At 64.2% G+C, this 22,460-nt stretch carries 20 protein-coding genes and 4 pseudogenes; 14 read left to right on the top strand and 10 right to left on the bottom strand.

The annotated features are described in order from the left end of the window. Nucleotides 1-20: 20 nt before the first annotated feature. Genes HK436_RS20600 through HK436_RS20590 form a run of 3 tightly spaced genes read right to left on the bottom strand, consistent with a single transcriptional unit; the run spans nucleotide 21 to nucleotide 4,761 of the window. Nucleotides 21-2,846: a DUF4159 domain-containing protein gene (locus HK436_RS20600; RefSeq protein ID WP_173192757.1), complete on the bottom strand. Its 2,826-nt coding sequence runs from the start codon at nucleotides 2,844-2,846 to the stop codon at nucleotides 21-23. Next, nucleotides 2,846-3,754, bottom strand: coding sequence for a DUF58 domain-containing protein (locus tag HK436_RS20595; RefSeq protein ID WP_173192755.1), 909 nt, complete (start codon nucleotides 3,752-3,754; stop codon nucleotides 2,846-2,848). The genes HK436_RS20600 and HK436_RS20595 overlap by 1 nt, the downstream gene beginning before the upstream one ends. Continuing rightward, the gene (locus HK436_RS20590; protein WP_173192753.1) at nucleotides 3,754-4,761 is read right to left on the bottom strand and encodes an AAA family ATPase; all 1,008 of its coding nucleotides are present in this window, start codon (nucleotides 4,759-4,761) and stop codon (nucleotides 3,754-3,756) included. The genes HK436_RS20595 and HK436_RS20590 overlap by 1 nt, the downstream gene beginning before the upstream one ends. Nucleotides 4,762-4,877: 116 nt before the next feature. Here HK436_RS20590 and HK436_RS20585 point away from each other — a divergent pair, with 116 nt between their 5' ends. The 3 genes and pseudogenes from HK436_RS20585 to HK436_RS20575 all read left to right on the top strand — a co-directional run bounded on the left by HK436_RS20585 (nucleotide 4,878) and on the right by HK436_RS20575 (nucleotide 7,400). Then, nucleotides 4,878-5,507 carry a DUF1285 domain-containing protein gene (locus HK436_RS20585; RefSeq protein WP_173193680.1) on the top strand — a complete coding sequence of 210 codons (630 nt, stop codon included), beginning with the start codon at nucleotides 4,878-4,880 and terminating at the stop codon, nucleotides 5,505-5,507. A gap of 2 nt (nucleotides 5,508-5,509) precedes the next feature. Then, nucleotides 5,510-6,142, top strand: coding sequence for a CoA pyrophosphatase (locus HK436_RS20580; protein WP_173193679.1), 633 nt, complete (start codon nucleotides 5,510-5,512; stop codon nucleotides 6,140-6,142). Beyond that, nucleotides 6,139-7,400: pseudogene (locus HK436_RS20575) on the top strand (CCA tRNA nucleotidyltransferase). Before HK436_RS20580 ends, HK436_RS20575 begins: the two are co-directional and overlap by 4 nt. Before the next feature lie 92 nt (nucleotides 7,401-7,492). On the opposite strand, the gene HK436_RS20570 reads toward HK436_RS20575, so the two are convergent. The 3 genes from HK436_RS20570 to HK436_RS20560 form a co-directional block, all read right to left on the bottom strand. Beyond that, nucleotides 7,493-7,678, bottom strand: coding sequence for a DUF1059 domain-containing protein (locus HK436_RS20570; RefSeq protein ID WP_173192751.1), 186 nt, complete (start codon nucleotides 7,676-7,678; stop codon nucleotides 7,493-7,495). A gap of 81 nt (nucleotides 7,679-7,759) precedes the next feature. After that, entirely contained in the window at nucleotides 7,760-8,512 is a 753-nt protein-coding gene (locus HK436_RS20565) for an alpha/beta hydrolase (RefSeq protein WP_244649072.1), read from the bottom strand. Nucleotides 8,513-8,807: 295 nt separating this feature from the next. After that, nucleotides 8,808-9,737, bottom strand: a complete 930-nt coding sequence (locus HK436_RS20560) for a LysR substrate-binding domain-containing protein (protein WP_173192749.1) — start codon at nucleotides 9,735-9,737, stop codon at nucleotides 8,808-8,810. Between the two features lie 93 nt (nucleotides 9,738-9,830). Between HK436_RS20560 and HK436_RS20555 the strand changes: the two genes are divergently transcribed. After that, nucleotides 9,831-10,016 carry a hypothetical protein gene (locus HK436_RS20555; RefSeq protein WP_173192747.1) on the top strand — a complete coding sequence of 62 codons (186 nt, stop codon included), beginning with the start codon at nucleotides 9,831-9,833 and terminating at the stop codon, nucleotides 10,014-10,016. Between the two features lie 262 nt (nucleotides 10,017-10,278). On the opposite strand, the pseudogene hemF reads toward HK436_RS20555, so the two are convergent. Next, a pseudogene (gene hemF / locus HK436_RS20550) lies at nucleotides 10,279-11,192 on the bottom strand (oxygen-dependent coproporphyrinogen oxidase). Between the two features lie 121 nt (nucleotides 11,193-11,313). Between hemF and HK436_RS20545 the strand changes: the two are divergent. Next, nucleotides 11,314-11,571, top strand: a complete 258-nt coding sequence (locus tag HK436_RS20545) for a hypothetical protein (RefSeq protein WP_173192745.1) — start codon at nucleotides 11,314-11,316, stop codon at nucleotides 11,569-11,571. A gap of 10 nt (nucleotides 11,572-11,581) precedes the next feature. Here the strand turns inward: HK436_RS20545 and HK436_RS20540 are convergent, their stop codons facing one another. Then, nucleotides 11,582-12,028: a MarR family winged helix-turn-helix transcriptional regulator gene (locus HK436_RS20540; RefSeq protein WP_206680551.1), complete on the bottom strand. Its 447-nt coding sequence runs from the start codon at nucleotides 12,026-12,028 to the stop codon at nucleotides 11,582-11,584. Nucleotides 12,029-12,096: 68 nt separating this feature from the next. On the opposite strand from HK436_RS20540, the gene HK436_RS20535 reads away from it, so the two are divergent. Next, a complete protein-coding gene (locus tag HK436_RS20535) occupies nucleotides 12,097-12,633 on the top strand; it encodes a cytochrome b (RefSeq protein WP_173192743.1) in 537 nt (178 codons plus the stop codon). Nucleotides 12,634-12,759: 126 nt separating this feature from the next. Here HK436_RS20535 and HK436_RS20530 read toward each other — a convergent pair whose 3' ends face one another. After that, on the bottom strand, nucleotides 12,760-13,230 hold the full coding sequence (locus HK436_RS20530; protein WP_280515733.1) for a tRNA (cytidine(34)-2'-O)-methyltransferase: 471 nt from the start codon (nucleotides 13,228-13,230) through the stop codon (nucleotides 12,760-12,762). Between the two features lie 287 nt (nucleotides 13,231-13,517). On the opposite strand from HK436_RS20530, the gene HK436_RS20525 reads away from it, so the two are divergent. The 4 genes and pseudogenes from HK436_RS20525 (at nucleotide 13,518) to HK436_RS20510 (ending at nucleotide 18,241) form a co-directional block, all read left to right on the top strand. Continuing rightward, a complete protein-coding gene (locus HK436_RS20525) occupies nucleotides 13,518-13,823 on the top strand; it encodes a hypothetical protein (RefSeq protein WP_173192741.1) in 306 nt (101 codons plus the stop codon). 330 nt (nucleotides 13,824-14,153) lie between these two features. Continuing rightward, nucleotides 14,154-16,022 (top strand): ABC transporter ATP-binding protein, encoded by a 1,869-nt coding sequence (locus HK436_RS20520; protein ID WP_173192739.1) that lies wholly within the window; start codon nucleotides 14,154-14,156, stop codon nucleotides 16,020-16,022. Further along, nucleotides 16,019-17,904: pseudogene (locus tag HK436_RS33630) on the top strand (ABC transporter ATP-binding protein). The gene HK436_RS20520 and the pseudogene HK436_RS33630 overlap by 4 nt, the downstream one beginning before the upstream one ends. A 4-nt stretch (nucleotides 17,905-17,908) precedes the next feature. Then, entirely contained in the window at nucleotides 17,909-18,241 is a 333-nt protein-coding gene (locus HK436_RS20510) for a DUF6665 family protein (protein ID WP_376769178.1), read from the top strand. Between the two features lie 6 nt (nucleotides 18,242-18,247). On the opposite strand, the gene HK436_RS20505 is transcribed toward HK436_RS20510, so the two are convergent. Beyond that, complete coding sequence (locus tag HK436_RS20505; protein ID WP_173192737.1) at nucleotides 18,248-18,589, bottom strand: cupin domain-containing protein; 342 nt, start codon at nucleotides 18,587-18,589, stop codon at nucleotides 18,248-18,250. Between the two features lie 271 nt (nucleotides 18,590-18,860). Here HK436_RS20505 and petA point away from each other — a divergent pair, with 271 nt between their 5' ends. The 4 genes and pseudogenes from petA to HK436_RS20485 all read left to right on the top strand — a co-directional run bounded on the left by petA (nucleotide 18,861) and on the right by HK436_RS20485 (nucleotide 22,269). After that, nucleotides 18,861-19,424: a ubiquinol-cytochrome c reductase iron-sulfur subunit gene (gene petA / locus HK436_RS20500; RefSeq protein ID WP_376769177.1), complete on the top strand. Its 564-nt coding sequence runs from the start codon at nucleotides 18,861-18,863 to the stop codon at nucleotides 19,422-19,424. Nucleotides 19,425-19,447: 23 nt separating this feature from the next. Next, complete coding sequence (locus HK436_RS20495; protein WP_173192733.1) at nucleotides 19,448-20,752, top strand: cytochrome b; 1,305 nt, start codon at nucleotides 19,448-19,450, stop codon at nucleotides 20,750-20,752. A gap of 28 nt (nucleotides 20,753-20,780) precedes the next feature. Then, nucleotides 20,781-21,629 carry a cytochrome c1 gene (locus HK436_RS20490; protein ID WP_173192731.1) on the top strand — a complete coding sequence of 283 codons (849 nt, stop codon included), beginning with the start codon at nucleotides 20,781-20,783 and terminating at the stop codon, nucleotides 21,627-21,629. A gap of 95 nt (nucleotides 21,630-21,724) precedes the next feature. After that, nucleotides 21,725-22,269 (top strand): annotated as a pseudogene (locus HK436_RS20485) (adenine phosphoribosyltransferase). The last annotated feature ends 191 nt before the right edge of the window (nucleotides 22,270-22,460 follow it).

The following is a 22,460-nucleotide window of genomic DNA, read 5'->3' as shown; positions in this document are numbered from 1 at the left end:
GGGCGCGGAAAGGGTCATCGTTACTGCCCCAGCCGTTCGAGAAGGATCGGCACGTGCACCTGATCGGATTTGTAGTTGCCGGTGAGCATGTACATCATGATGTTGACGCCGGCCCGGTAGGCATAGACGCGCTGCATCGGGTCCGCCGGTACGGTCGGGAACATGGGTGCGCCGGAGGAGTCGATCGCCCAGGCGCCAGCGAAATCGTTGGCAGTGATCATGATCGGCGAGACGCCATCGCCGGTCCGCACCGGCCTGTTGTCGGGGTTCGCCGCATCAAACGAGGCTTCGACCCAGAGCGGGCCACCGGCGAAGCGTCCGGGGAAATCCGGCATGATGAAGAAGGTCTTGGTCAGCACGTGGTCCTGTGGCACCGGCTCCAGCGGTGGCACGTTCATGTTTGCCAGGATATCGCGCAGCCGCCGCGTGGAAGGGCTCGCGGCGTTTGCACCGAACCCATTCGAATACTGGTCGCGCGTGTCGAACAGCACCGTGCCGCCTTCGCGCATATAGGCGTCGACGCGCGCCAGCGCCGCCTCGGAAGGCATCGCCGCCGTCTCGTCGACGGGCCAGTAGATCAGCGGGTAGAAGGCGAGTTCGTCGGTCTCAATGTCGACGCCGGCCGGATCGGCCGGTTCGAGCGCCGTCTTCTCGACCAGATAGCGCGTCAGGCCCTGCAGGCCGGCGCGGCTGACCGCGTCTACCGAACCGTTGCCGGTGACGACATAGGCGATGCGCGTCTGCGAGATCGCGGCGATTGCTGCCTCGTCGTCGGGCTGGGCATCCTGCGCGTCGGCGTTTGCCGGCAGGAAGACGAGGCCGCCGGCGAGCGCGGCCACGACAAGGCTAGCCGTCTGGGCTGGACCAGGCCGCAGTCCGGACCTGCGCGCGAATATTCCGCCCATCCAGAATACGGCAAGCGTGTCGAGCAGCATCAGGGCGAGCGCGGCGGCGATCAGCGGTCCCTTCAGGTCGACCGCCTCGTCGAACGCATAGGCGGCTGTGGTGACGGGCAGGCCGGTCTCAGGGCGCTCGATGGGGCTGAAGGTAGCATCGGGCGTCAGCAGATTGTGCGCGACCACGCCTTCTTCGGTGCCGTAGAAGCCGGGCGGATTCTCGATGGTGACGGCAGGCCGTTGACCGGGCTCCAGCGGACGTGCCTCGGGTCCCGGCGGCACAAGCTGGCCGTCGGCGGAGATCATGCGGTAGGGCGCGAGCGAACCGGCTGCACCCTCGCCGGATGCATCGATGCGGCCCTGGTTTCGCGAAAGCTGCACGATGCGGCGCAAAATCTCGACAAAGGAACCGGAGATCGGCAGGCTCGACCACGTCGCCTCGGGCGTGACGTGGAACAGAACCAGCGTGCCTTCGCCGCGCGGCGCGCCCGTTATCAACGGTGTGCCGTCGGCAAGGTTCGCCCAGGTGCGCTCAACGATGTCGGCGGTCGGCTCGGCCAACACCTGCCGCGAGACGGTCACTTCGGTCGGTGGCGCGAGATCCGCGAACGGCCCGGTGGGCGGAAACTCTGTCACCGGCTGCGGCTCGGTCCATGAAAGGGCGCCGCCCAGCGCGCGCTCGCCGGTGCGCAGCCGGACCGGCAGCAGTTCCTCGTCATTGCCGGCAGCAGCGAGGCGAGAGCCCGCGAAGCGGACGAGCGTGCCGCCTTCGTTCATCCACTCGACGAGGCGCTCGCGGGCCGTATCGGGCAGCGTGCCGACATCGGCCATGACGATCATGGCCGGGCGTTGCTCGAGGATTTCCGGGATCGCCTCATTCAGGTCGGTGCTCGATGGCTCAACCAGATCGGAAAACGGCTCCAGCGCACGGCGGATGTAATAGAGCGGCGACAGAAGCGGCTGCGCGGCGTCGGCTTCGGCCTGCGAAATCAGGCCGACGCGGCGCCGGCGGGAATTTTCATCGAGCAGATAGACCGACGCGGCCTGGTTCTGCCCGTCGACGACAATCGAAACGAAGTCGTTGCGCAGTTCGAACGGCACGCGAAACTGTCCCTGTGCCTCGGTTTCTCCGGCGCCGAAGGACAGTGTCGTCTCGGCGATGCGGCGGCCGCGATCGTCGAACGCGGCTGCCGTCGCCTGGCGCGGCAACGCGTCGGTTGTGCTGCGCACGGCGCTGAACGTGAAGGCGTCGGCGAGGTTGTCGCTTTCGCGTACGCCGATCATGGCCAGTTCGTTCGGTTCGATCCAGACGAGCTGGCCCGTGCTGCCTGCAAGCAGCGCTTGGAATGCGGCTTCGTCGCCGTCGGTCGCGAGCCCGTCCGAAAGCATGGCTACGGTCGCGTCCGGCACGGCCTCCAGCGCCTGCGCCACGCGCGTGAACATTGCGAGCCGGTCGACCGGCACCGGGCGGGGCTCTGCCGCCGCGAGCCGCTCACGCGCCGTGGCGGCATCGAACGGGCCGATCTCCGTGTTGGTCTGCTCGGCGGTGAAGGCGAGGACGACCGGCTGCCCGGCATCGTTCGCGTCGTCGATCAGGCGCTCGGCCGTGGCGACGCGAACCTCCCAGTCGGGCGCGCTCGCCCAGCCATTGTCGATCACGATCGCGGTGGCGCCACCGCTTGCCGGTGTTGCCTCGCGGGCGTTGAATACCGGGTCTGCGAGCGCGAAGATCACCAGCGCCGCCATCAGCAGCCGCAACAGTGTCAGCCACCACGGGCTCTGGTGCGGCGTTTCCTCCTTGCGCATCACGCGCGCGAGGATGCGCAGAGGCGGGAAGGTCTCGGTCTGCGGCTTCGGCGGCGTCAGGCGCAGCAGCCACCAGATCACGGGCAGGGCGAGAAGCCCGAACAGAATGGCGGGAAAGCCGAACGAAATCGGGAGCCAACCCATCAGCGGCCTCCATGCCCGACATCGGCGGTCATCGCCATGTGAACCTTGACCAGCGCGTCCGAGGCGAGCCGATCCGTATGATTGACCGTGTAGCTCCAGCCGAGCTTGGCGCAGCGGCTTGCGAGTTCCTGCCGGCGCGCCGTGTAGAGGCGGCGGTAGTCCTCCGCAAGCGTTTCGGCGCGGCCGGCCGTCAGCTTCTGGCCGGTTTCAGGATCGGTGAATTCGGTGCGGCCGGAATAGGGAAAGCTTTCTTCGGCCGGATCGCTGATCTCGATCAGATGCGCGCGTACGCCGCGCTGGGCCAGCGGATCGAGCCATTCAAACGTTTCTTCGACCGGATCGAGAAAATCGCCGGCAACGACGATGTCGCTGAACCGGCGCAATTGCGAAAGATTGGGCCGCGCAGGCAACTCGCCGGCGTGAAGCAGGTAGGAGGCCAGCCGTTCGGCGCCGTTACGCGCCGTGAACGGATCGCTGAGACCGGGCCATGCGATGCGCTCGCCGCTGCGCGAGAGCAGCTCCGCCAAGGCCAGAATCAGGACGAGCGCACGCGATTCCTTGGACACCGAAGCACCGCGCGACTGGTAGAGCATGGACGGCGAGGGGTCGGCCCACAGCCACACGGTGTGAGCAGCCTCCCATTCCTTGTCGCGGACGTAGACATGGTCGTCTCGGGCGGAACGCCGCCAGTCGATGCGCGACATCGTCTCGCCTTCGACATAGGGGCGGAACTGCCAGAAATTCTCGCCGATGCCGCGCTTGCGGCGGCCGTGCCAGCCGGCGATCACAGTGTTGACGACGCGGCGGGCCTCGACCAGCAGGTCGGGCACCAGTGAAGCGCGCAGTCGGGCGCGGGCGAGGGCGTCGCGAGCCGCGACCGGGGGTGCGGCCTCGCCGACGCGTGCCATCAGCCGGCCGCTTTCGCCAGCTTGGCCACGACGTCGCGCACGCTCATGCCTTCGGCGCGGGCCGCGAAGGTAAGCGCCATGCGGTGCTGGAGCACGGGTTCAGCCAGCGCGCGCACATCGTCGATCGACGGTGCAAGCCGCCCGTCGAACAGGGCGCGAGCGCGGGCGCACAATGTGAGGGCCTGGCTGGCACGTGGGCCGGGGCCCCAGGAAACGTGCTTGTCGGTCTCGGCATTGCCCTGTCCCGGCCGCGCGGAGCGCACCAGCGAGAGGATCGCCTCTACCACGCTTTCAGGAACCGGCATGCGCCGGATCAACGTCTGGATTTCCCGGAGACGCGTCGCCGAAAGAACGTTTTCGGCAGTCGCATCCTCGACGCCTGTCGTTTCCAGCAGGATGCGCCGCTCGGCCGCCAGCTCGGGGTAGAGGATGTCGACCTGCATCAGGAACCGGTCGAGCTGCGCTTCCGGCAGCGGGTAGGTGCCTTCCTGCTCGAGCGGGTTCTGTGTCGCGAGCACGTGGAAAGGAGCCGGCAGGTCGTGACGTTGGCCTGCTACGGTCACGTGGTATTCCTGCATCGACTGGAGCAGCGCCGACTGCGTGCGCGGCGAGGCGCGGTTGATCTCGTCGGCCATGAGGAGCTGGGCGAAGATCGGTCCGCGGATGAAACGGAAGGACCGGGTGCCCTTTTCGTCCTGATCCATCACTTCCGAGCCGATAATGTCGGACGGCATCAGGTCCGGGGTGAACTGGATGCGGCGGCCGTCCAGGCCAAGCACCACGCCCAGCGTCTCGACCAGCTTGGTCTTCGCCAGACCGGGCACGCCAACGAGCAACGCGTGGCCGCCTGCGAGCAGGGCCACCATCGTGCGCTCGACCACGCTTTCCTGGCCGAAAATTACCTTGCCGACCGCGTCGCGCACCTTGGAAATGTCTGCGAGCGCTGCCTCCGCCTGGGCAACCATCTGGGTCTCGCTGAGGGCGGGTTCCTTGATCGTTACGCTCATAAGCGTCCGGTTCCTTGTCTTTTGCGACTCGGCATCGCCCTTGGCGGTGCGGCTTGGTTGAACTTAAAACACGCAACAAGGCTGACAAGCGGAACAACAGTGACTATTTCGTGACGATGGCTATACGCACAGATAATGACGCCCCGGGCCTCGGCGAGGCCACCGACACCGCCGGACTGGAGGCGCTGATCGGGCGCGCGGCGCGGGCCGGAAAGGGTCTTCCGCCGGTCGAGCGCTGGAATCCGCCCTTCTGCGGCGATCTCGACATGGAGATCAAGCGCGACGGCACCTGGTTCTACCTCGGCACGCCGATCGGCCGGATGCCGCTGGTGCAGCTCTTTTCGACCGTGCTGCGCAAGGACGACGATGGCAAAACCTATCTCGTTACGCCCGTCGAGAAGGTGGGTATCCGCGTCGAGGATGCGCCCTTCTTGGCGGTGGAGGTCGATGCCAGCGGGGAGGGGAGCGATCAGGTGCTGACCTTCCGCACCAATGTCGGCGACGTGGTCGAGGCTGGCCCCGACAATCCGCTCCGCTTCGTCGACGAGGAGGGAACCGACGGGCTGAAACCCTACCTTCTGGTGCGCGGGCGGCTGGAAGCGCTGGTCACGCGGCCGGTGATGTACGAGCTGGCGGAACTTGGCGAGGAAATCGACGTCGACGGACGGACGATGTTCGCCGTGCGCTCCAAGGGGGCGGTGTTCCCCATCATGCCTGCCGACACGCTGAAAAGGCTCAGCGCGTGACGATGGACGCCTCGACGATCGGGACATTCTCGGCGGAGGATTTCCGCCGCCGCGCCGCTGGCGAGCAGGCGCCGCACCACGACACCGACTATGGCGACCACAGCCTGAACCCGGATCTCAAGGCGCTGTTCGCGAATGCCAAACTTCGCGATGCGGCGGTGCTCATTCCGGTGGTCGACCGGGGCGACGAGGCAAGCGTCATCCTGACCAAACGCACCGAGAAGCTGCGCAGCCATTCCGGCCAGGTGGCGTTTCCGGGCGGCCGCATCGACCCGACCGACCCGACACCCGAATTTGCCGCATTGCGCGAAACCGAGGAGGAAATCGGCCTCGGCACGGATTTCATCGATGTCGTCGGGCGCATGCCGGATTATGTGTCGGGCAGCGGTTTCCGCATCGCGCCGGTGCTTTCGGTCGTGAAGCCGGGCTTCCTGCTGACGCTCAACGAAGACGAGGTGGACGACGCGTTCGAGGTGCCGCTGTCCTTCCTGATGAACCCTGCGAACCACAACCGCGAGAGCCGTATGTGGCAAGACAAGGAACGTTTCTTCTACACGATGCCCTTCGGCGAGCGGTATATCTGGGGCGTGACCGCGGGCATCATCCGCACGCTCTACGAGAGGCTCTACACGTGAGCGGTGCATCGATCGCAGACCGGGCTGGCTGGTTGCGGGACGAAAGCTTGCAGCGGTTGCTATCCGTGCTGTCCGAAGATGGCGAGGAGGCGCGCGTGGCCGGCGGCGCGATCCGCAATACGCTGCTGGGGCAACCCGTAACGGACATCGACATCGCCACGACGAATGTGCCGGACGAAACGGAGCGTCGTGTGGCGGCGGCTGGATTCAAGACCGTGCCCACAGGCAAGGAGCATGGCACAATAACCGTCATCGCCGACGGCCACGCCTATGAGGTGACGACGCTGCGCGACGACGTGGAGACAGATGGCCGGCGCGCGCGGGTCGTATTCGGCCGCGACTGGAAACGCGATGCCGAAAGGCGCGATTTCACCATCAACGCGCTTTACGCGACCGCGCAGGGCGATGTGGTGGATCTGGTCGGAGGGCTTGCCGATCTGGAGACGCGGGCGCTGCGTTTCATCGGAGACGCGGAGACGCGGATCCGCGAGGACTACCTTCGCATCCTGCGCTTCTTCCGTTTCTTCGCCTGGTATGGCGCGGGGCGGCCGGATGCCGACGGCATTCGCGCCTGCGCGCGGCTCAAGGACGGCCTCGCGCGGCTTTCGGCGGAGCGGGTGTGGAGCGAGCTCAGGAAGCTTCTCGCCGCCCCTGATCCATCGCGCGCGCTGTTGTGGATGCGTCAATCGGGCGTTCTGACCGCGATCCTGCCGGAAAGCGAGAAATGGGGCATCGACGCTATCCACGGCCTCGTCGCTGCCGAACGCGATCTTGGTTGGCAGGCCGATCCCATGCTGCGGCTGGCGGCGATCATACCGCCAGACACAGAGCGCGTATCGGCGATGGCCGAACGCCTGAAGATGTCGAACGCTGAGGCGCAGCGGCTCGGCGTTTGGGCAGGGGCCAGCCCGTGCATCACGCCACCAGTGAAGCGGCGATGGCGAAGGTTGCCTATCGTGGCGATGTGGGCGGGTTGCACGACCGGCTACGGCTGGCGCTGGCCTCGGCCCGTGCAAGGGCGGCGCAGGATGACAGCGCGCTGATAGAGGCCGGCGGGAACGCGAGGCTGCTGCGCTTTCTCGAAACCTGGCAAAAGCCGGCTTTCCCGGTGAAGGGCAGCGACCTGACCGCGCTCGGCATACAGCCGGGCCCTGGTGTCGGCGAGACGCTGCGCACACTCGAGGAGGCTTGGATCGACTCCGGGTTCTCGTTGGATCGCGAAAAGCTCATCGATCTGGCGCGTGCTGGGCAGCCCTAAGCCCACAGTGCAGCACCCACCGGCTGATTATCGAATCACAGTTGCGACGCACGAGAAGTGCGCCGCAAAGCTTTGAAATGCTGGATGAAAAGTCAGGCTGCGTCGCGCTTCGTCTCGATGCGCGAGCGGATTGCCTCGACCATCGTTTCGCGAATGGTCGATTCGCCGTGGGTTTCACGCATGTGCTCGATCGCGCGGCGCATGACCTCGGCTTCTTCCGGGTGTCGCGTGTGCCAGTCGCAACCGGGGACGAGTGAGCCGCAATGAAATTCCTTCATCGTTCTTCTCCTTCTTGTCCGTCTGCTCACGGTACAAAAGGATAACACGGAAGGCCGGTATCCGGTTGCTGAAATGTTCGCCTATTTCGAGGCGCTGCCCAGCCATTCGGCAGCGATCTTCGCATCTTCTTCGCCGATCGCGTGGCCCGAATGGATCATGCGCGCGTCGACGCTTGCGCCGCAGTTCAGCAACTGGCTTTCGAGCGCCTGCGCGAAAGGGGAATACAGCTTGTCGTCCGCGCCGGCGATCGTCAGGAAGCGTGAATCCGACAGGTCGACCTTCGGTGTCTCGCCCAATACCGGCATCGGGCGCAACAGAACCGCGCTTCGGACGATGCCCGGATAAAGCTGTGTCAGGGCAGCGATCAGGTTCGCGCCATTGGAATAGCCCAGGAAGGTGACCTTCGACAGGTCGAGCTTCTGTTCGGCGGCCATGTCCTTCAGGAAATCGACAAACGCCGCTGCTTCCTTGCGCACGTCCTCCTGGTCGAACTGCGTCGGCGAGATGCGTTTGTACCAGCGCTTGACGCCATCCTGCACTACCCTGCCACGAACGCCGATCAAAGTCGCGTCAGGCGCGATGGTCGAGGCGAGCGACGCAAGCGTCGTCTCGTCGCCGCCCGAGCCGTGCAGCATTATAATGGTGCGGTCGCTCGGCTTCTCCGGACGGAACATGCGATGCACGAAAGCGGGAAGCCGGGTGACCTCGTCGACCGATACGGCTGCCTGTTGCAGCATGGCGGTTGTCACTACCCCTTCCGTTGCGTGGAGGGGGAGTGTAGTCGCCGCAAGGGTCAGAATCGAGGCGAGCGTGAGGGTGCGTGCAGGAGCCATGATGCGATCCTGATCTTTAAAGTTTTACAGAAACTTTACCGTAAACAGAAAGTGCGAGGGGGTCCGACCGCTGCCGACCGGCCCGCGCCCGAAAGGCGGCCGCCCCCAGCGGGCCGCCTCTCCCCAAGCCGGCATGATGTCTAACGTATGTGTTTCAGCCTGTCATCTGGCGTGAGATGTTGGCCTGGCTGCGGATCGGGCTAAAACAGCCTTGAAAGGGACGTTCTGGCCGGTTCGGGCTTATTAAAAACAGAGTCGTTTCAAATGCTTGGCTGGTTGCTGTTGCGCCGATGCATCAGCGGGCGCTTTTCGCAGTTTCGGCCAGTTCGGCGGGCATTGTTGCGAAGTCTTGGGCGATCTCGGACTTAATCCAGCGACGGAATCGGGCAACCTTGGACGGCTCGCGACGAGTCGCAGACGAAACGAGATAATAGCCGAGGCCGGTCGTTGCGCGCTCGGGGAAGGGGGCAACGACCTGCCCGACCGACAGCGCATAGTGGGCGAGCGTCTGCCAAGCGAGCATGACACCCTGGCCGGCGATGCAGGCATCGAGACACAGGGCCGCATCGGTGAAGGAATGGCCGTCGCCAAGCTGGCTTTCGTCCATACCGAATCTGGACAGCCACACGTTCCAGCTAAGGGTCGAATGCGCATCGCGCACGATCGGGGCATGCAGTAGGTCGCGGGGTTCGCGTAGCGTCCTGGCGAGTTCCGGCGCGCATACGGGGAACACTTCCTGCGGCAGCAGATAGTCCGTCTTCACGCCGGGCCAGGTTCCGTCCCCGACACGAATGGCGATGTCGACATCGGACGTGTCCGGATTGATGAGGGTGGTCGACGCATCGATGCGTACGATGATGTCGGGGACGAGCCTCGAGAAGGCGTTGAGCCGGGGTACGAGCCATTTCGACGCGAAGACCGGGGCGACCGAGATGGTGAGGATCGATTCGGCATGGCTGCGCGACGACGCAACGGCCTCATCAAGGGCAAGAAAGCCGGTCGTCAGTCGTGCGAGGAACGCGACGCCGAATTCCGTCGGCGCAAGGCCGCGTCCGGACCGGTCGAATACCGTTCGGCCAAGCTGGGCTTCCGACTTCAGCACCTGCTGGCTGACGGCGCCGACTGAAACGCCGAGTTCCTCGGCGGCCTTCTGGAGCGTCCCCAGCCGCCCCACCGCCTCCAGCGCTCGCAGTCCGTTGAGATGAACCCGGTTCAGTTCCTTCATATAGATTATCTATACCAAGCCGCACGCAAACTCCATAGTTCATCGCCATAGAGCGTGAGAAAGTGGGCCATGTTATCGCCACAGGAGGCCAAAATGCTCCAGTTTCTCTTTACTGCCGTGCGCCAGGTCCTCGATCGCACCGAACTGTCCGAAACTGACCAATGGCGGATCGACCCGCTGGCTCACCCCGCCCTGCGCAGCATGAGCCAGGCCGAACTCGGCGACCTGCCGATCGGACACGCAGCGCTGCCAAGGAGGCTCGTTGAAGGCGGTTGCTGACATTGTGTCATCCGGCCAAGGGAAGCGCCCCTACCTCTCCACGTCATCCCGGAAGCCGGAGCGCAGCGAGGCTATCCGGGACCCATTGATCAGCACGGCCGGGTCGCAGGTTCGCGTGGCGGCAACGACATACACGACCCGCGGCAACGGCTGCGCGCCACCTCCGGAAGAGGGGCGCGCCACACGATTTCCGGACCAATGGGTCCCGGCTCTCCCTCGCTACGCTCGGTCGGCCGGGATGACGCCAGGTGCGTGCCTTACTCTAGGGCCACTTCACTTCCGGCGGCAGGCTCGACAGGATCGAATCGACATTGCCGCCGGTCTTGAGGCCGAAGATTGTGCCGCGATCATAGAGCAGGTTGAACTCGACATAGCGGCCGCGCCGGATGAGTTGCTCCTCGCGATCGGCCTCGGTCCAGTTGTCGTTGAAATTGCGCCGGACGATGTGGTTGTAGACGATCTGGAAGGTGCGGCCGACATCCTGCGTGAAGCGGAAATCGGCATCCCAGCCCCCTTGTCTTCGGGGCTTTTCAGCCAGTCGTAGAAGATGCCGCCAACGCCGCGCGCCTCGTTTCGATGAGGCAGAAAGAAATACTCGTCGCACCATTCCTTGAATTTCTGATGGTCGGCGACCGCGGCATGCTTGTCGCAGATGAACTTCATCGACTTGTGAAAGGCCACCGTGTCCGGGTCTTCCTGGACGCGCCGCCGATCGAGCACGGGGGTCAGGTCGGCGCCGCCGCCGAACCACTGGCGGGTTGTCACCACCATGCGCGTGTTCATATGAACCGCCGGCACGTTGGGGTTCTGCGGGTGCGCGATCAGCGAAATGCCCGAAGCCCAGAAGCGCGGGTCTTCCTCCGCCCCCGGGATCTGGCTGCGGAACTCGGGCGAGAACTCGCCGTGAACCGTGGAGACGTGCACGCCGACCTTCTCGAAGACGCGGCCATACATCATCGACATCACGCCGCCGCCACCCTTACCGCCATCGCGCTCCCACGGCGTGCGCTCGAAGCGGCCGGGGGACCAGCCCGACTGAGGCCCGGTAAGGTCGTCCTCGATCTTTTCGAAGGTGTCGCAGATGCGGTCGCGCAGTTCCTCGAACCAGGCCTTCGCGGCTGCCTTCTTCTCCTCGATTCCGTCCGGCAGGCCTGCCGGCAACTCTGGACGCTGCATTCATGTCTCCATAGGGCCCCGGCCTGACGGCAAATCGAAGCCAATCAAAAGGACTCGTAAAGTCTCGCGGCGATCCCTAATCTGTTGCCGGTGAGGGTCAAGGAATTTCCGGGAGATACCGGTGCGCGTTCCCGCAAGACCGCCGCTCGACAGTCTCAAGCGCAGCCTCGACAGGCGCCGCGCCGAAACCGGCCGCAAGGTGCGGGATGGATTTATCCGCGAGACCTTCATGCTGCCGCGCCAGGCCGCGCGCGACAAGGCGCGCGAGTGGTTCGACCGCTGGCCGAAGCAGGCCTACTGGACTGAAATCGAGAGCTGGTGCGAGCGCCCCGACGACGTGATCGAATTCACGATCCGCAGGCTGCCGACGGCCGACTGACCGGCCCTAATTAGTCTTCGAGCATCTTTTCCAGCGAGGTGATGACCTTGCCGAGCAGTTCCAGGAACTGCTCCCGTTCGGCCTCCGTCAGGTCGGCCAGAGCGACCGCGTTGACCGACATTCCTGCCTCCTTGACCTTAAGCGCCTTTTCCATCGCCTCCGGCGTCAACGCCACCAACTGGCTGCGTCCGTCCCTTGGGTCGGGCCGGCGCTCGATCATCCCGTCGCGCTCCATGCGGGAGAGCGTGGCCGCCATCGTCGGTTGCTCGATCGACGCGATGGCGGCGAGCGCCTTCTGGCTGAGCGCTGCACCGTCGCCCAGCGCAAAGAAGACCGGCATCTGGCCTGAGGAGACGCCGAACTCTTTCACCCTGCGGTCTATGGCCCGGGCAAAGAGGCGTGCCGCCCAGTTGGTCATGTAGCCGGATGATCTGGTTCTCTCGAATCGTTTTTGCATAGCTTGCTATCTATATACATTGCATGCTATATAATCAGCGAGCAGGCGAGCTGGCAAGGAGACAGGTCATGCGCTGGAAAAGCAGCACTCACCGCTATGGTGCCGTTGCGGTGGCTATGCACTGGGTCACGGCCGTGGCCTTGATCGGCATGCTGGTGTCGGGCCTGCGGGCCGCGGACATGAATGACCCTGAGGCGAAGCTGGCGCTATTGCGAATCCATGCCGTGATGGGGGTATCGGTGCTGGGGTTGACACTGCTCAGGCTTTTCTGGTGGTGGCTGGCCGACAAGAAACCGGCGGACTCGACTGGCGCGCCGCTTTGGCAGGCGCGGGCAGCTCGTATCGTCCACGGGCTCTTCTATGTCGTCATCATCGGCATGGGCGCGAGCGGTATCGGCATGGTGCTGCTTTCCGGCGCCGGCGACATTCTGGCAGGCGCATCTCAGGCACCGTTGCCGGATTTCCATGCCTATCCGCCGCGCGCGCCGCACGGTATCGGCGGCACATTGCTGATCGCGTTGGTCCTGCTGCATGTGGCTGCAGCGTTCTATCACCAGTTCGTAAAGCGCGACCGGTTGCTCGCCCGGATGGGGCTGGGCCGCTGAGCAAAAAAGCCGGGACGCGCTTGACCTAAACTATTGTTGAGGTTGTATGAAATCATCCTTCGATGGACGGAGAAGGATGAATCGATGACCCGAACTGCTTCTGACAATGCACCCTTGCCGACGCGGTCAGCGCGTCTGACGGATCGCTTCGCCGGCGGCCATGGCCGCCGAAAGCGCCAGGTTGAGGCTACGGGCGCCGGCACGCATCGGGATCGTCAGCCGCGTGTCGGCAGCATCGTGCACATGGTCTGGCACCCCGGCCGATTCTCGGCCAAAGAGCAAGACGTCGCCAGCCGCGAAGGCGAAATCCGTATAGGGCACGGTCGCCTTGGTGCTGAAAAGCACGAACCGGCGGCCCTGCTCAGCCCGCCATACCTCGAAACTTTCCCAGGAAACGTGACGCGTCAGCGCCGCCATCTCCAGATAGTCCATACCGGCGCGCTTCAGCGCCCTGTCGGACATGTCGAAGCCGGCGGGCTCGATGATGTGGACGGCAAGGTCGAGGCATGCCGCCATGCGCAGTATGGCGCCGGCATTGCCGGGAATGTCGGGCTGATAGAGCGCGATGTGCAGGTCGTGCGGGGCAGGGGAAGGCAATATCGTGGTCTTCTAAATAGTAGCCGGAATGCAACAGTTGCTCCGGCGCGGCTCCGTAAGGTCAGCTTTCAGCTAGCCAGTTGCGGGGAAGAGGTCTATAGCGCTGTCATCGTCAACTCGAACCGAAGGGGGAGTCAAATGGATTGCATGATGCTCATAGACGCCATTCGCCCCATCCGTGGGCTTATCGCCTGACGGCGGATTCGGTTCGACGCTTTTTCCCTGACTAACCAGCATCGACGCGACTTCCGCCGGATCGCCAGTTCCGATCCTTGAGGATTTTCGCCATGCGTACTCCGTATCCGCGCGCCCGCTCGGGGCCGCACTCCATCCATGATGCCCGGCAATATGCCTGGTCGCTGCTCGTGCTGGGCCCCGGCGCTCCTCCGCCGCGTCAGCGGCCGCATCGCGGCCTGCTGCCTGACGTGCAGGAGTTCCGCGCGCCTTCGCGCCCGTCGCTGCTCGCACGGCTGTTCGCCCGCTTCCGCCGCTCCGACCCGGCCGGTGATCCAGCAGCGGAAAATGCCTCCGACCAGCTTGGAAGCGACTGGGCGCCGGCACAGCAAAAAGACCATGAGAGGCTGGCGGCCTAGCGCCGTCAGCCTGTCAGTCCCATAAGAGGAAACGCACCATGAACGCCGGAAAACACGGTGACCCGAAACACTCCGCGATAGAGCTCCCACCAATCAAGACGGGCCCGTTGCCCGTTGCTGACACCCGGTTGTCAGCAGCTTTCGAGCGCGCGCTTGGCGGCGGGCCTGTCGGGCCCCATCTTCCTGCTTCGTCATACAGGAGAGAGTGGGAGCCTGCGCAGAACGCGAAAGCCGGGAAGCCGGCGTTCTCTAACAAAGGCGCGTCACGCGCAGCACATATTGGCCCGCGCAGCGGGCACAAATAGAATTGAGCACAGAGAAGATTTCATCATGTACCGCTTTTTCGAATCCCTCCTGAACCCGTTCCCGCCGGAAGAGCCGGTGGAACCGCCGAAGACGCTCGTCGCCTTCTGCGTCCACTACACCAAGGGTTCCTGGCCGCTGATCGTCATCTCGGCGATCCTCACGTCTATCATCGCGCTGACCGAGGTGTGGATGTTCGGCTTCCTCGGCAACATCGTCGACTGGCTTTCTGCGCAGAACCGCGAAACCTTCCTGCAGACGGAGGGCTGGAAGCTCGCCGGCATGGCCTTCGTCGTGCTGGTGGCGCTGCCGTTCACCGTGCTCATCAATTCATGGCTCAACCACCAGTCGCTGTTCGGCAATTTTCCGATGCGAATCCGCTGGCAGGTGCATCGCTACCTGCTCAAGCAGTCGATGACGTTCTATCAGGACGAGTTTGCCGGGCGCATCGCCACCAAGCTGATGCAGACGGCGCTTGCCGTGCGCGAATGTGTCATCAAGCTGATCGACGTTCTGAATTACGTCATCGTCTATTTCATCGGCGTGTTGTTCCTGGTTGGCTCGGCCGACTGGCGGCTCGCATTGCCGCTCGCCGTCTGGCTGGTCGCCTATGTCGGGCTCTTGCGCTACTACGTTCCTCGCCTCGGCAAGGTGTCCGAGGAGCAGGCGGATGCCCGCGCGATCATGACCGGCCGCGTGGTCGACAGCTATGCCAACATCCAGACGGTGAAGCTCTTCAGCCATGCAAGGCGCGAGGCGGCGTTCGCACGTGAAGGCATGAGCGACTTCCTCGAAACCGTCCATCGGATGATGCGGCTGGTGACGAGCCTCTACGGCATCCTCTATTTCCTCAACTCGCTGCTTCTGGCGGCCGTGGCTGCGATTTCGATCTGGCTGTGGCTGGGGCAGGCGGTGTCGATCGGCGCGGTGGCCGTGGCGCTCGGCCTCGTGCTGCGCTTGTGGGGCATGTCGCAATGGATCATGTGGGAGGTGTCCGGCCTGTTCGAGAACATCGGTACGGTTCAGGACGGCATCCGCTCGATTTCGCTGCCGCGCCTCGTCGACGACCGGCCCGGTGCCAACGAGATCGTCGTCCAGAAGGGCGAGATCGGGTTCGATCATGTCCGCTTCCACTACGGAAAGCAGAAGGGCGGGATCGAGGATCTGTCGCTTAACATTCGGCCTGGCGAGAAGGTCGGCATCGTTGGCCGTTCGGGCGCCGGCAAGTCGACGCTGGTCAACATCCTGCTGCGTTTCTACGACATCGAGGGCGGCAAGGTGACGATCGACGGCCAGAACATCGCCGCAGTCCAGCAAGACAGCCTGCGCGCCCACATCGGTGTCGTCACGCAGGATACGTCACTGCTGCACCGCTCGGTTCGCGACAACATCCTCTACGGTCGCCCCGATGCGACGGAAGACATGGTGGTCGAGGCCGCGCGGCGCGCCGAGGCGCTGGAGTTCATCGGTGGCCTCAGCGACCCCAAGGGCCGCAGGGGGCTCGACGCCCATGTCGGCGAACGCGGCGTCAAGCTGTCGGGCGGCCAGCGGCAGCGCATCGCGATCGCACGCGTGATGCTCAAGGACGCGCCGATCCTGATCCTCGATGAGGCGACCTCCGCGCTCGATTCGGAAGTCGAGGCCGCGATCCAGGAGAATCTCTATCGCCTGATGGAGGGCAAGACGGTGATCGCCATCGCTCACCGGCTCTCCACCATCGCGGCGATGGACAGGCTGGTCGTGATGGACCGGGGCCGCATCATAGAGGAAGGAACGCACGAGGAGCTGATTGCCAAGGAGGGGCTTTATGCCCAGTTATGGCAGAGGCAGTCGGGCGGATTCCTGCTGCATGACGAACCGGCCACGGGGCCGGAGAAGGAAATCGCGGCCGAATGAGCCAAATGGACGAACGCAAGGATGACGGCTTCGCCGAGCGCATCTGGCGCAAGGCGGAGGGCGTCATCGAACCCTTCGCCGATACGGAACGGGAGGTGCTGCCGCGCGATGCGTGGCAGTTCATCCTGTTCTTCGCGCGCCAGGCGAAGGGGCCGTTCGTCCTTCTACTCATCGTGGGCGGCCTGTCGGGCGCGGTAGATGCAGCGCTCTACTGGTCGCTGGGCTGGCTGATCGATCTGCTGGAAACCTCCTCTCCAGCGCGGCTTCTCGCCGATCACTGGTGGGAGATCGTCGCCTTCCTGCTGCTGGTACTGGTCGTGCGCGCGGCGGTGATGGTCGCCAATGCGATCGTCGAGCAGCAGGTAATCGTGCCGTCCTTCTACCAGCTCGTGCGCTGGCAGTCGTTCCGCCGCGTCATCGAGCAGCCCTATTCCTTCTACCAGAACGATTTCGCCGGCCGCATCGCCACCAAGATATTGCAGGGCGGTGAGGCGACCGGCGACTTCATCGTCTCCTCGCTCCAGACGATGTGGAGCTTCCTGTCGTTCCTCGTGCTGGCGGGCACCATTCTCGTGCTGCTCGATCCGGCGATGGGGCTGGTGCTTGCCGTCTGGCTCGTCGCCTATTGCGCAACTGCGTGGTGGCTGCTGCCGCCGCTGCGGGCGGCCGGCCGCAGGACGGCCGACGAACGTTCCATTCTCAACGGGCGCCTTGTCGACGCCTTCACCAACATCATGGCGGTCAAGCTGTTCGACAGCGGCCATCGCGAGAACGACTACGTGCGCGACGGCATGGACCGCTATCTGGGAGCGGTGAAACGCCTGACCCGCGCCATCACTAGTGTGCGCTCGGCGGTTGCGATCCTCAACGGGTTCATGATGGCGGCCGTGTTCATTCTCGCGCTGCGCGGCTGGATGGCGGGCAGCGCCACACCGGCGAGATCGCCGCGGCGATGGGGCTGGTCTTCCGGCTCAACCAGATGTCCGGCTACATGATGTTCAACATCAACGGGCTGATCCGCTCGTTCGCCACCGTGCAGGACGCCACCGGCACGATCTCGGTGCGGCCCGAGCTGCGCGATGCGCCCGATGCCGCGGTGATGTCGCGCGTTGCCGGCGACCTGAAATTCGAAGACGTCACCTTCACCTACGGCAAAGGCAGCGGCGTCATCGAGGGCCTGGACCTGCATGTGAAGCCGGGTGAACGGGTGGCGCTGGTGGGTCCGTCCGGCGCCGGCAAGACGACGATCGTCAACCTTGCGCTGCGCCTGTTCGACGTGGAAGGTGGGCGCATCCTGCTCGACGGTACGGACATCCGCTCGGTGACGCAGGCCTCGCTGCGCGCGCAGTTCGGCGTGGTGGCGCAGGATCCGCTGCTGATGCATCGCTCGATTCGCGACAACATCGCCTACGGCAAGCCCGGCGCGAGCGATGCCGAGATCGTCGAGGCTGCGAAGCGTGCCGCGGCGCATGACTTCATCGTCGGCGTCAGCGATCCGAAGGGCCGGACGGGCTACGACGCCCATGTCGGCGAGCGCGGCGTCAAGCTGTCCGGCGGCCAGCGGCAGCGAATCGCGATTGCCCGGATGATGCTCAAGGACGCGCCGATCCTGATCCTGGACGAGGCAACCTCGGCTCTCGATTCGGAAATCGAGGCCGCGATTCAGGAGAATCTCTACCGGCTGATGGAGGGCAAGACTGTGGTAGCGGTCGCACACCGGCTGTCGACCATTGCGGCGCTCGACCGGCTCGTGGTCATCGACGAGGGCAGGATCGCAGAGCAGGGCACACATGACGAGCTGATCGCCCGCGACGGGCTCTACGCCCAGCTCTGGAAACGCCAGTCCGGCGGTTTCCTTGCCTCCAGCCTCGCGGCGGAGTGATCGGTTGTCGCTGCGACCGCCATCGCGCTACACGGCCTCCGCGCTTTCCGGCGGGGGCGGGCAGGTTGGCGATGCCGCCAATCCGCTGGATCACGAGATTGCGGCGGAGAAGGCGGCTTCGCTCGGGCGCGCCGGAGACAGGGTCAAGCGCGCTCTGCACCAGCTCGCAGAAGCGGAGCAGGCATCGCCCACGCGCAATGCTTTGCTCAAGGATGCGGCCGAGGCGGTCTATGCCTACTTCATCCAGCGTGAGCTGTGCGGATTGCGGCGGCATCACGACGCGATCCGCGAGTACCAGATTCCGCGCGAGGTGCTTGCAAGGCTGGGCGCGTCCTGAGCGCGGTTACTCCAGCCACTCGGTGATAAAGCTCCCGCGTTCGTGGATGTCGATGGTCTCGAGCACATCGGGGCCTGGATTGATGAATTTGTGGGGCGTGTCCGCCGGCACCACCACGATCTTTCCCGGCCCTGCCTCGACTGTCTCGTCACCGACGGTGAACAATGCCCGGCCTGCTCGGATGATGAAGGTTTCGGGGTAGGGATGCTTGTGCAACCTTGGCCCCTGGCCGGGCGCCATCAGATTGAAGATGAGGCATAGATTACCGCCATGCGCGCCAAGCTGGACCTCGCCGAGCCACTTGTCCGGTTCCTCCGCCCATTCGGACCGGTCGATAATACTGTGCATGAAACCTCCCCTCGTTCACTTCCGCCGCAACACGGCGCCTTGCATAAGCTGGTGTTGCCGCCTGCGTCCACACGCCCCGCGACAATCTGCCCCCGCGCGCTCGTGATACTGGACAATCGCGGAAGGCGCGCATAGAAACCATCGCCAAATGCAGGGGGAATCCGCCAGCCGTCGCCAGCCGCCAGTGCATATGACGAGGTGGTGAGCGGGACGACCGAAAAGGTCATGCGGGTTTCTTCCGGCGACAATGAGGCGAAAGGACCCTGTGCCCGTGAGCGCGAACGAAGCGACCGATCATAACCGCCGCGATTTCCTTTACATCGCCACCGGCATGGCAGGCGTGGTTGGGGCCGGCGCGGCCGTATGGCCGTTCATCGACCAGATGCGACCCGATGCCTCGACGCTGGCGCTGGCAACCATCGATGTCGACGTCTCCGCGATCGAGGCCGGCATGTCGGTGACGGCCAAGTGGCGCGGCAAGCCCGTCTTCATCCGCAACCGCACGGAAGCGGAGGTCGAGGAGGCCAAGGAAGTGCCGATGGCGGAACTCAAGGATCCGCTGGCGCGCAACGAGAACCTTGCTTCCGATGTGTCTGCCGAAGACATTTCCCGTTCCGCCGGCGAGGGCAAGGAGAACTGGATCGTCATGATCGGTTCGTGCACCCATCTCGGCTGCGTGCCGCTCGGCCAGGCCGGCGACTTCGGCGGCTGGTTCTGCCCGTGCCATGGCTCGCACTACGATACGGCTGGCCGTATCCGTAAGGGCCCCGCGCCGGAGAACCTTCTCATTCCGCATTTCGAATTCATCTCCGATACGGTCATCAGGATCGGTTGAGGGAAAAGAGAGAGCATTAGACCATGAGCGGTGGACACTCGACCTATTCGCCCAAGACCGGCATCGGCCGCTGGTTCGACGCACGCATGCCGTTGCCGCGGCTGGTGCACGACTCGTTCGTTTCCTATCCGGTTCCGCGCAACCTGAACTATGCCTATACCTTCGGCGGCATTCTCTCGCTGATGCTGGTGGTTCAGATCGTCACCGGCATCGTGCTGGCCATGCATTATGCCGCGTCGACCGAGCTTGCGTTCGATTCGGTCGAGAAGATCATGCGCGACGTGAACTCGGGCTGGCTGCTGCGCTATCTCCACGCCAACGGCGCGTCGATGTTCTTCATCGCCGTCTATATCCACATCTTCCGCGGTCTCTATTACGGCTCCTACAAGGCGCCGCGCGAGCTGCTGTGGATCCTCGGTGTGATCATCTACCTGCTGATGATGGCCACCGCCTTCATGGGCTACGTGCTGCCGTGGGGCCAGATGAGCTTCTGGGGCGCGACCGTCATCACCGGCTTCTTCACCGCGATCCCGTTGGTGGGCGAGTGGATTCAGCAGCTTCTGCTCGGCGGCTTCGCGGTCGACAATCCGACGCTGAACCGCTTCTTCTCGCTGCACTACCTGCTGCCGTTCATGATCGCCGGCGTCGTTGTGCTGCACGTATGGGCGCTGCATGTCACCGGCCAGACCAATCCGACCGGCATCGAGGTGAAGTCGAAGACCGACACCGTGGCCTTCACGCCTTATGCGACGATCAAGGATGGCTTTGCCATGATCGTCTTCCTGATGCTGTTCGCCTATTTCGTCTTCTACATCCCCAACTACATGGGGCATGCCGATAACTACATTCCGGCCAACCCGCTGGTGACGCCGTCGCACATCGTGCCTGAATGGTACTTCCTGCCCTTCTACGCGATCCTGCGCGCCATCACCTTCAACATCGGCCCGATCGACTCCAAGCTGGGCGGCGTGCTCGCGATGTTCGGTGCTATCGCGGTGCTGTTCTTCGTGCCGTGGCTCGACACCTCTAAGGTTCGCTCGGCGGTCTACCGTCCGTGGTACAAGCTGTTCTTCTGGCTCTTCGCCGCCAACGCCGTCTTCCTCGGCTGGCTCGGCTCCAAGCCGGCGGAAGGCTGGTACATCCCGGCAATGCAGGTTTCGACGCTGTTCTACTTCGGCTTCTTCCTGATCGTCATGCCGCTGCTGGGCCTGATCGAGACGCCGCGGCGTCTGCCCAACTCGATCACCGATGCGGTGCTGGACAAGAACAAGGGTGCGGCCACCGCACAGCCCGCCGGTGCTACGGCGTCCCCGGAAACCAAAGGCTGAGCGGCTTCAGGCAGACAAGGACTTCGACATGAATTCTTTCATCAAGGGACTGACAGCGCTCGGTATCGCATTCGGCCTCGCCGGGGCGGCCCAGGCGGCTGAGGAAGAGGGCGGCACGCCGCACTATCCGCTGATCAAGCCGGTGGAACAGGACTGGTCCTTTGCCGGTCCTTTCGGAACCTACGATCAGGGACAGCTTCAGCGCGGGCTCAAGGTGTACCGTGAATCCTGCGCGGCCTGCCATGGCCTGGAGCGCGTGAGCTTCCGTACGCTCGAGCACCTCGGCTATTCCGAGGAGCAGATCAGGACGCTCGCCGCCGAGTACGAAGTGCAAGACGGCCCGGATTCTTCCGGCGACATGTTCATGCGCGCCGCGATCCCGTCCGACCACTTCCCGTCGCCCTTCGCCAACCCGGAAGCAGCTGCGGCTTCCAACAACGGCGCGGCTCCGCCGGATCTGTCGCTGATGGCCAAGGCGCGTGCCGTGACGCGCGGCTTCCCGACATTCGTGTTCGACATCTTCACCCAGTATGCCGAGGGCGGGCCGGACTACGTCTATGCGCTGCTGACCGGCTACGAGGATGCACCCGAGGGCGTCGAGCTGCAGCCGGGCACCTATTACAACCCACATTTCATGGCCAGCTCGGCGCTGTCGATGCCGCCCCCGCTCGCGGATGGGCAGATCACCTATGACGACGGCGCGCCCGAAACGCTGGACCAGTATGCGCACGACATCACCGCGTTCCTGATGTGGGCGGCCGAACCGCACATGGAAGAGCGCAAGCGCATGGGCTTCAACGTGATGATCTTCCTCGTCCTGTTCGGCGGGCTGGTCTATCTCACCAAGCGCAAGGTTTGGTCGAACGTCGACCACTGACCGAAAAGCCACATCAAAGGTTAAGGGCGGCTACCAGCCGCCCTTTTCTTTGGCGTTCGGCGGGCCAAGAATGACCGGCAACAGGGAACCGGCTTGTGAAACATACTCTCGAAGAAACCCTTCTCTCCGCAATCCGCACGATTCCGGATTATCCCAGCCGGGCATCCAGTTCCGGGACATCACGACGCTCCTGGGCAACGCGCGCGCCTTCCGCCGCGCGGTGGATGAGCTCGTGCATCCGTGGGCCGGCTCCAAGATCGACAAGATTGCCGGTATAGAGGCGCGCGGCTTCATCCTCGGCGGGGCGATCGCGCATCAGTTGTCGGCCGGCTTCATCCCTATTCGCAAGAAGGGCAAGCTGCCGCACGAGACCGTGCGCGTCGCCTATTCGCTGGAATACGGGCTGGATGAAATGGAGATGCACAAAGACGCAGTCTCCGCCGGCGAGAAAGTCATCCTCGTCGACGACCTGATCGCGACCGGTGGTACGGCTGAGGGCGCCGTCAAGCTCATCAGCCAGATGGGTGGCGAGATCGTTGCCGCCTGTTTCGTGATCGACCTGCCGGACCTCGGGGGCCGAGCCAAGCTCGAAGCGCTCGGGGTCGATGTTCGCACCCTGATCGCGTTCGAGGGTGACTAAGTCATTCCAAGTGGTCCCATTCCAAGGGGGCGTGAGGGAATGCAGGGTTTGACAACGTCCTAGGCTCCAATAACCTGCCCTTGACCAAAGGGGGAGTGGTATGCGCTGGCTTCTGGCATTTCTTTTCGGGGCGGTTTTCGGCGCTGCCGGTGGCGTGGCGCTAGGGTTCTTTCTGTTTCCCTTCGTATTCC

The organism is Neoaquamicrobium sediminum, from assembly GCF_013240295.1.
Lineage (GTDB): Bacteria > Pseudomonadota > Alphaproteobacteria > Rhizobiales > Rhizobiaceae > Aerobium > Aerobium sediminum.
This window is presented reverse-complemented; position numbering and strand designations above follow the sequence as displayed.

What these genes read in the sequence shown, in the direction of transcription:
- HK436_RS20540 (WP_206680551.1), bottom strand. Translation starts at nt 12,028, where the DNA reads ATGCAAAAACGATTCGAGAGAACCAGATCATCCGGCTACATGACCAAC.
- HK436_RS20520 (WP_173192739.1), top strand. Translation starts at nt 14,154, where the DNA reads ATGTACCGCTTTTTCGAATCCCTCCTGAACCCGTTCCCGCCGGAAGAG.
- HK436_RS20585 (WP_173193680.1), top strand. Translation starts at nt 4,878, where the DNA reads ATGGCTATACGCACAGATAATGACGCCCCGGGCCTCGGCGAGGCCACC.
- HK436_RS20505 (WP_173192737.1), bottom strand. Translation starts at nt 18,589, where the DNA reads ATGCACAGTATTATCGACCGGTCCGAATGGGCGGAGGAACCGGACAAG.
- HK436_RS20490 (WP_173192731.1), top strand. Translation starts at nt 20,781, where the DNA reads ATGAATTCTTTCATCAAGGGACTGACAGCGCTCGGTATCGCATTCGGC.
- HK436_RS20600 (WP_173192757.1), bottom strand. Translation starts at nt 2,846, where the DNA reads ATGGGTTGGCTCCCGATTTCGTTCGGCTTTCCCGCCATTCTGTTCGGG.
- HK436_RS20565 (WP_244649072.1), bottom strand. Translation starts at nt 8,512, where the DNA reads ATGGCTCCTGCACGCACCCTCACGCTCGCCTCGATTCTGACCCTTGCG.
- HK436_RS20525 (WP_173192741.1), top strand. Translation starts at nt 13,518, where the DNA reads ATGCGTACTCCGTATCCGCGCGCCCGCTCGGGGCCGCACTCCATCCAT.
- HK436_RS20495 (WP_173192733.1), top strand. Translation starts at nt 19,448, where the DNA reads ATGAGCGGTGGACACTCGACCTATTCGCCCAAGACCGGCATCGGCCGC.
- HK436_RS20560 (WP_173192749.1), bottom strand. Translation starts at nt 9,737, where the DNA reads ATGAAGGAACTGAACCGGGTTCATCTCAACGGACTGCGAGCGCTGGAG.
- HK436_RS20555 (WP_173192747.1), top strand. Translation starts at nt 9,831, where the DNA reads ATGCTCCAGTTTCTCTTTACTGCCGTGCGCCAGGTCCTCGATCGCACC.
- HK436_RS20595 (WP_173192755.1), bottom strand. Translation starts at nt 3,754, where the DNA reads ATGGCACGCGTCGGCGAGGCCGCACCCCCGGTCGCGGCTCGCGACGCC.
- HK436_RS20580 (WP_173193679.1), top strand. Translation starts at nt 5,510, where the DNA reads ATGGACGCCTCGACGATCGGGACATTCTCGGCGGAGGATTTCCGCCGC.
- HK436_RS20570 (WP_173192751.1), bottom strand. Translation starts at nt 7,678, where the DNA reads ATGAAGGAATTTCATTGCGGCTCACTCGTCCCCGGTTGCGACTGGCAC.
- HK436_RS20535 (WP_173192743.1), top strand. Translation starts at nt 12,097, where the DNA reads ATGCGCTGGAAAAGCAGCACTCACCGCTATGGTGCCGTTGCGGTGGCT.
- HK436_RS20590 (WP_173192753.1), bottom strand. Translation starts at nt 4,761, where the DNA reads ATGAGCGTAACGATCAAGGAACCCGCCCTCAGCGAGACCCAGATGGTT.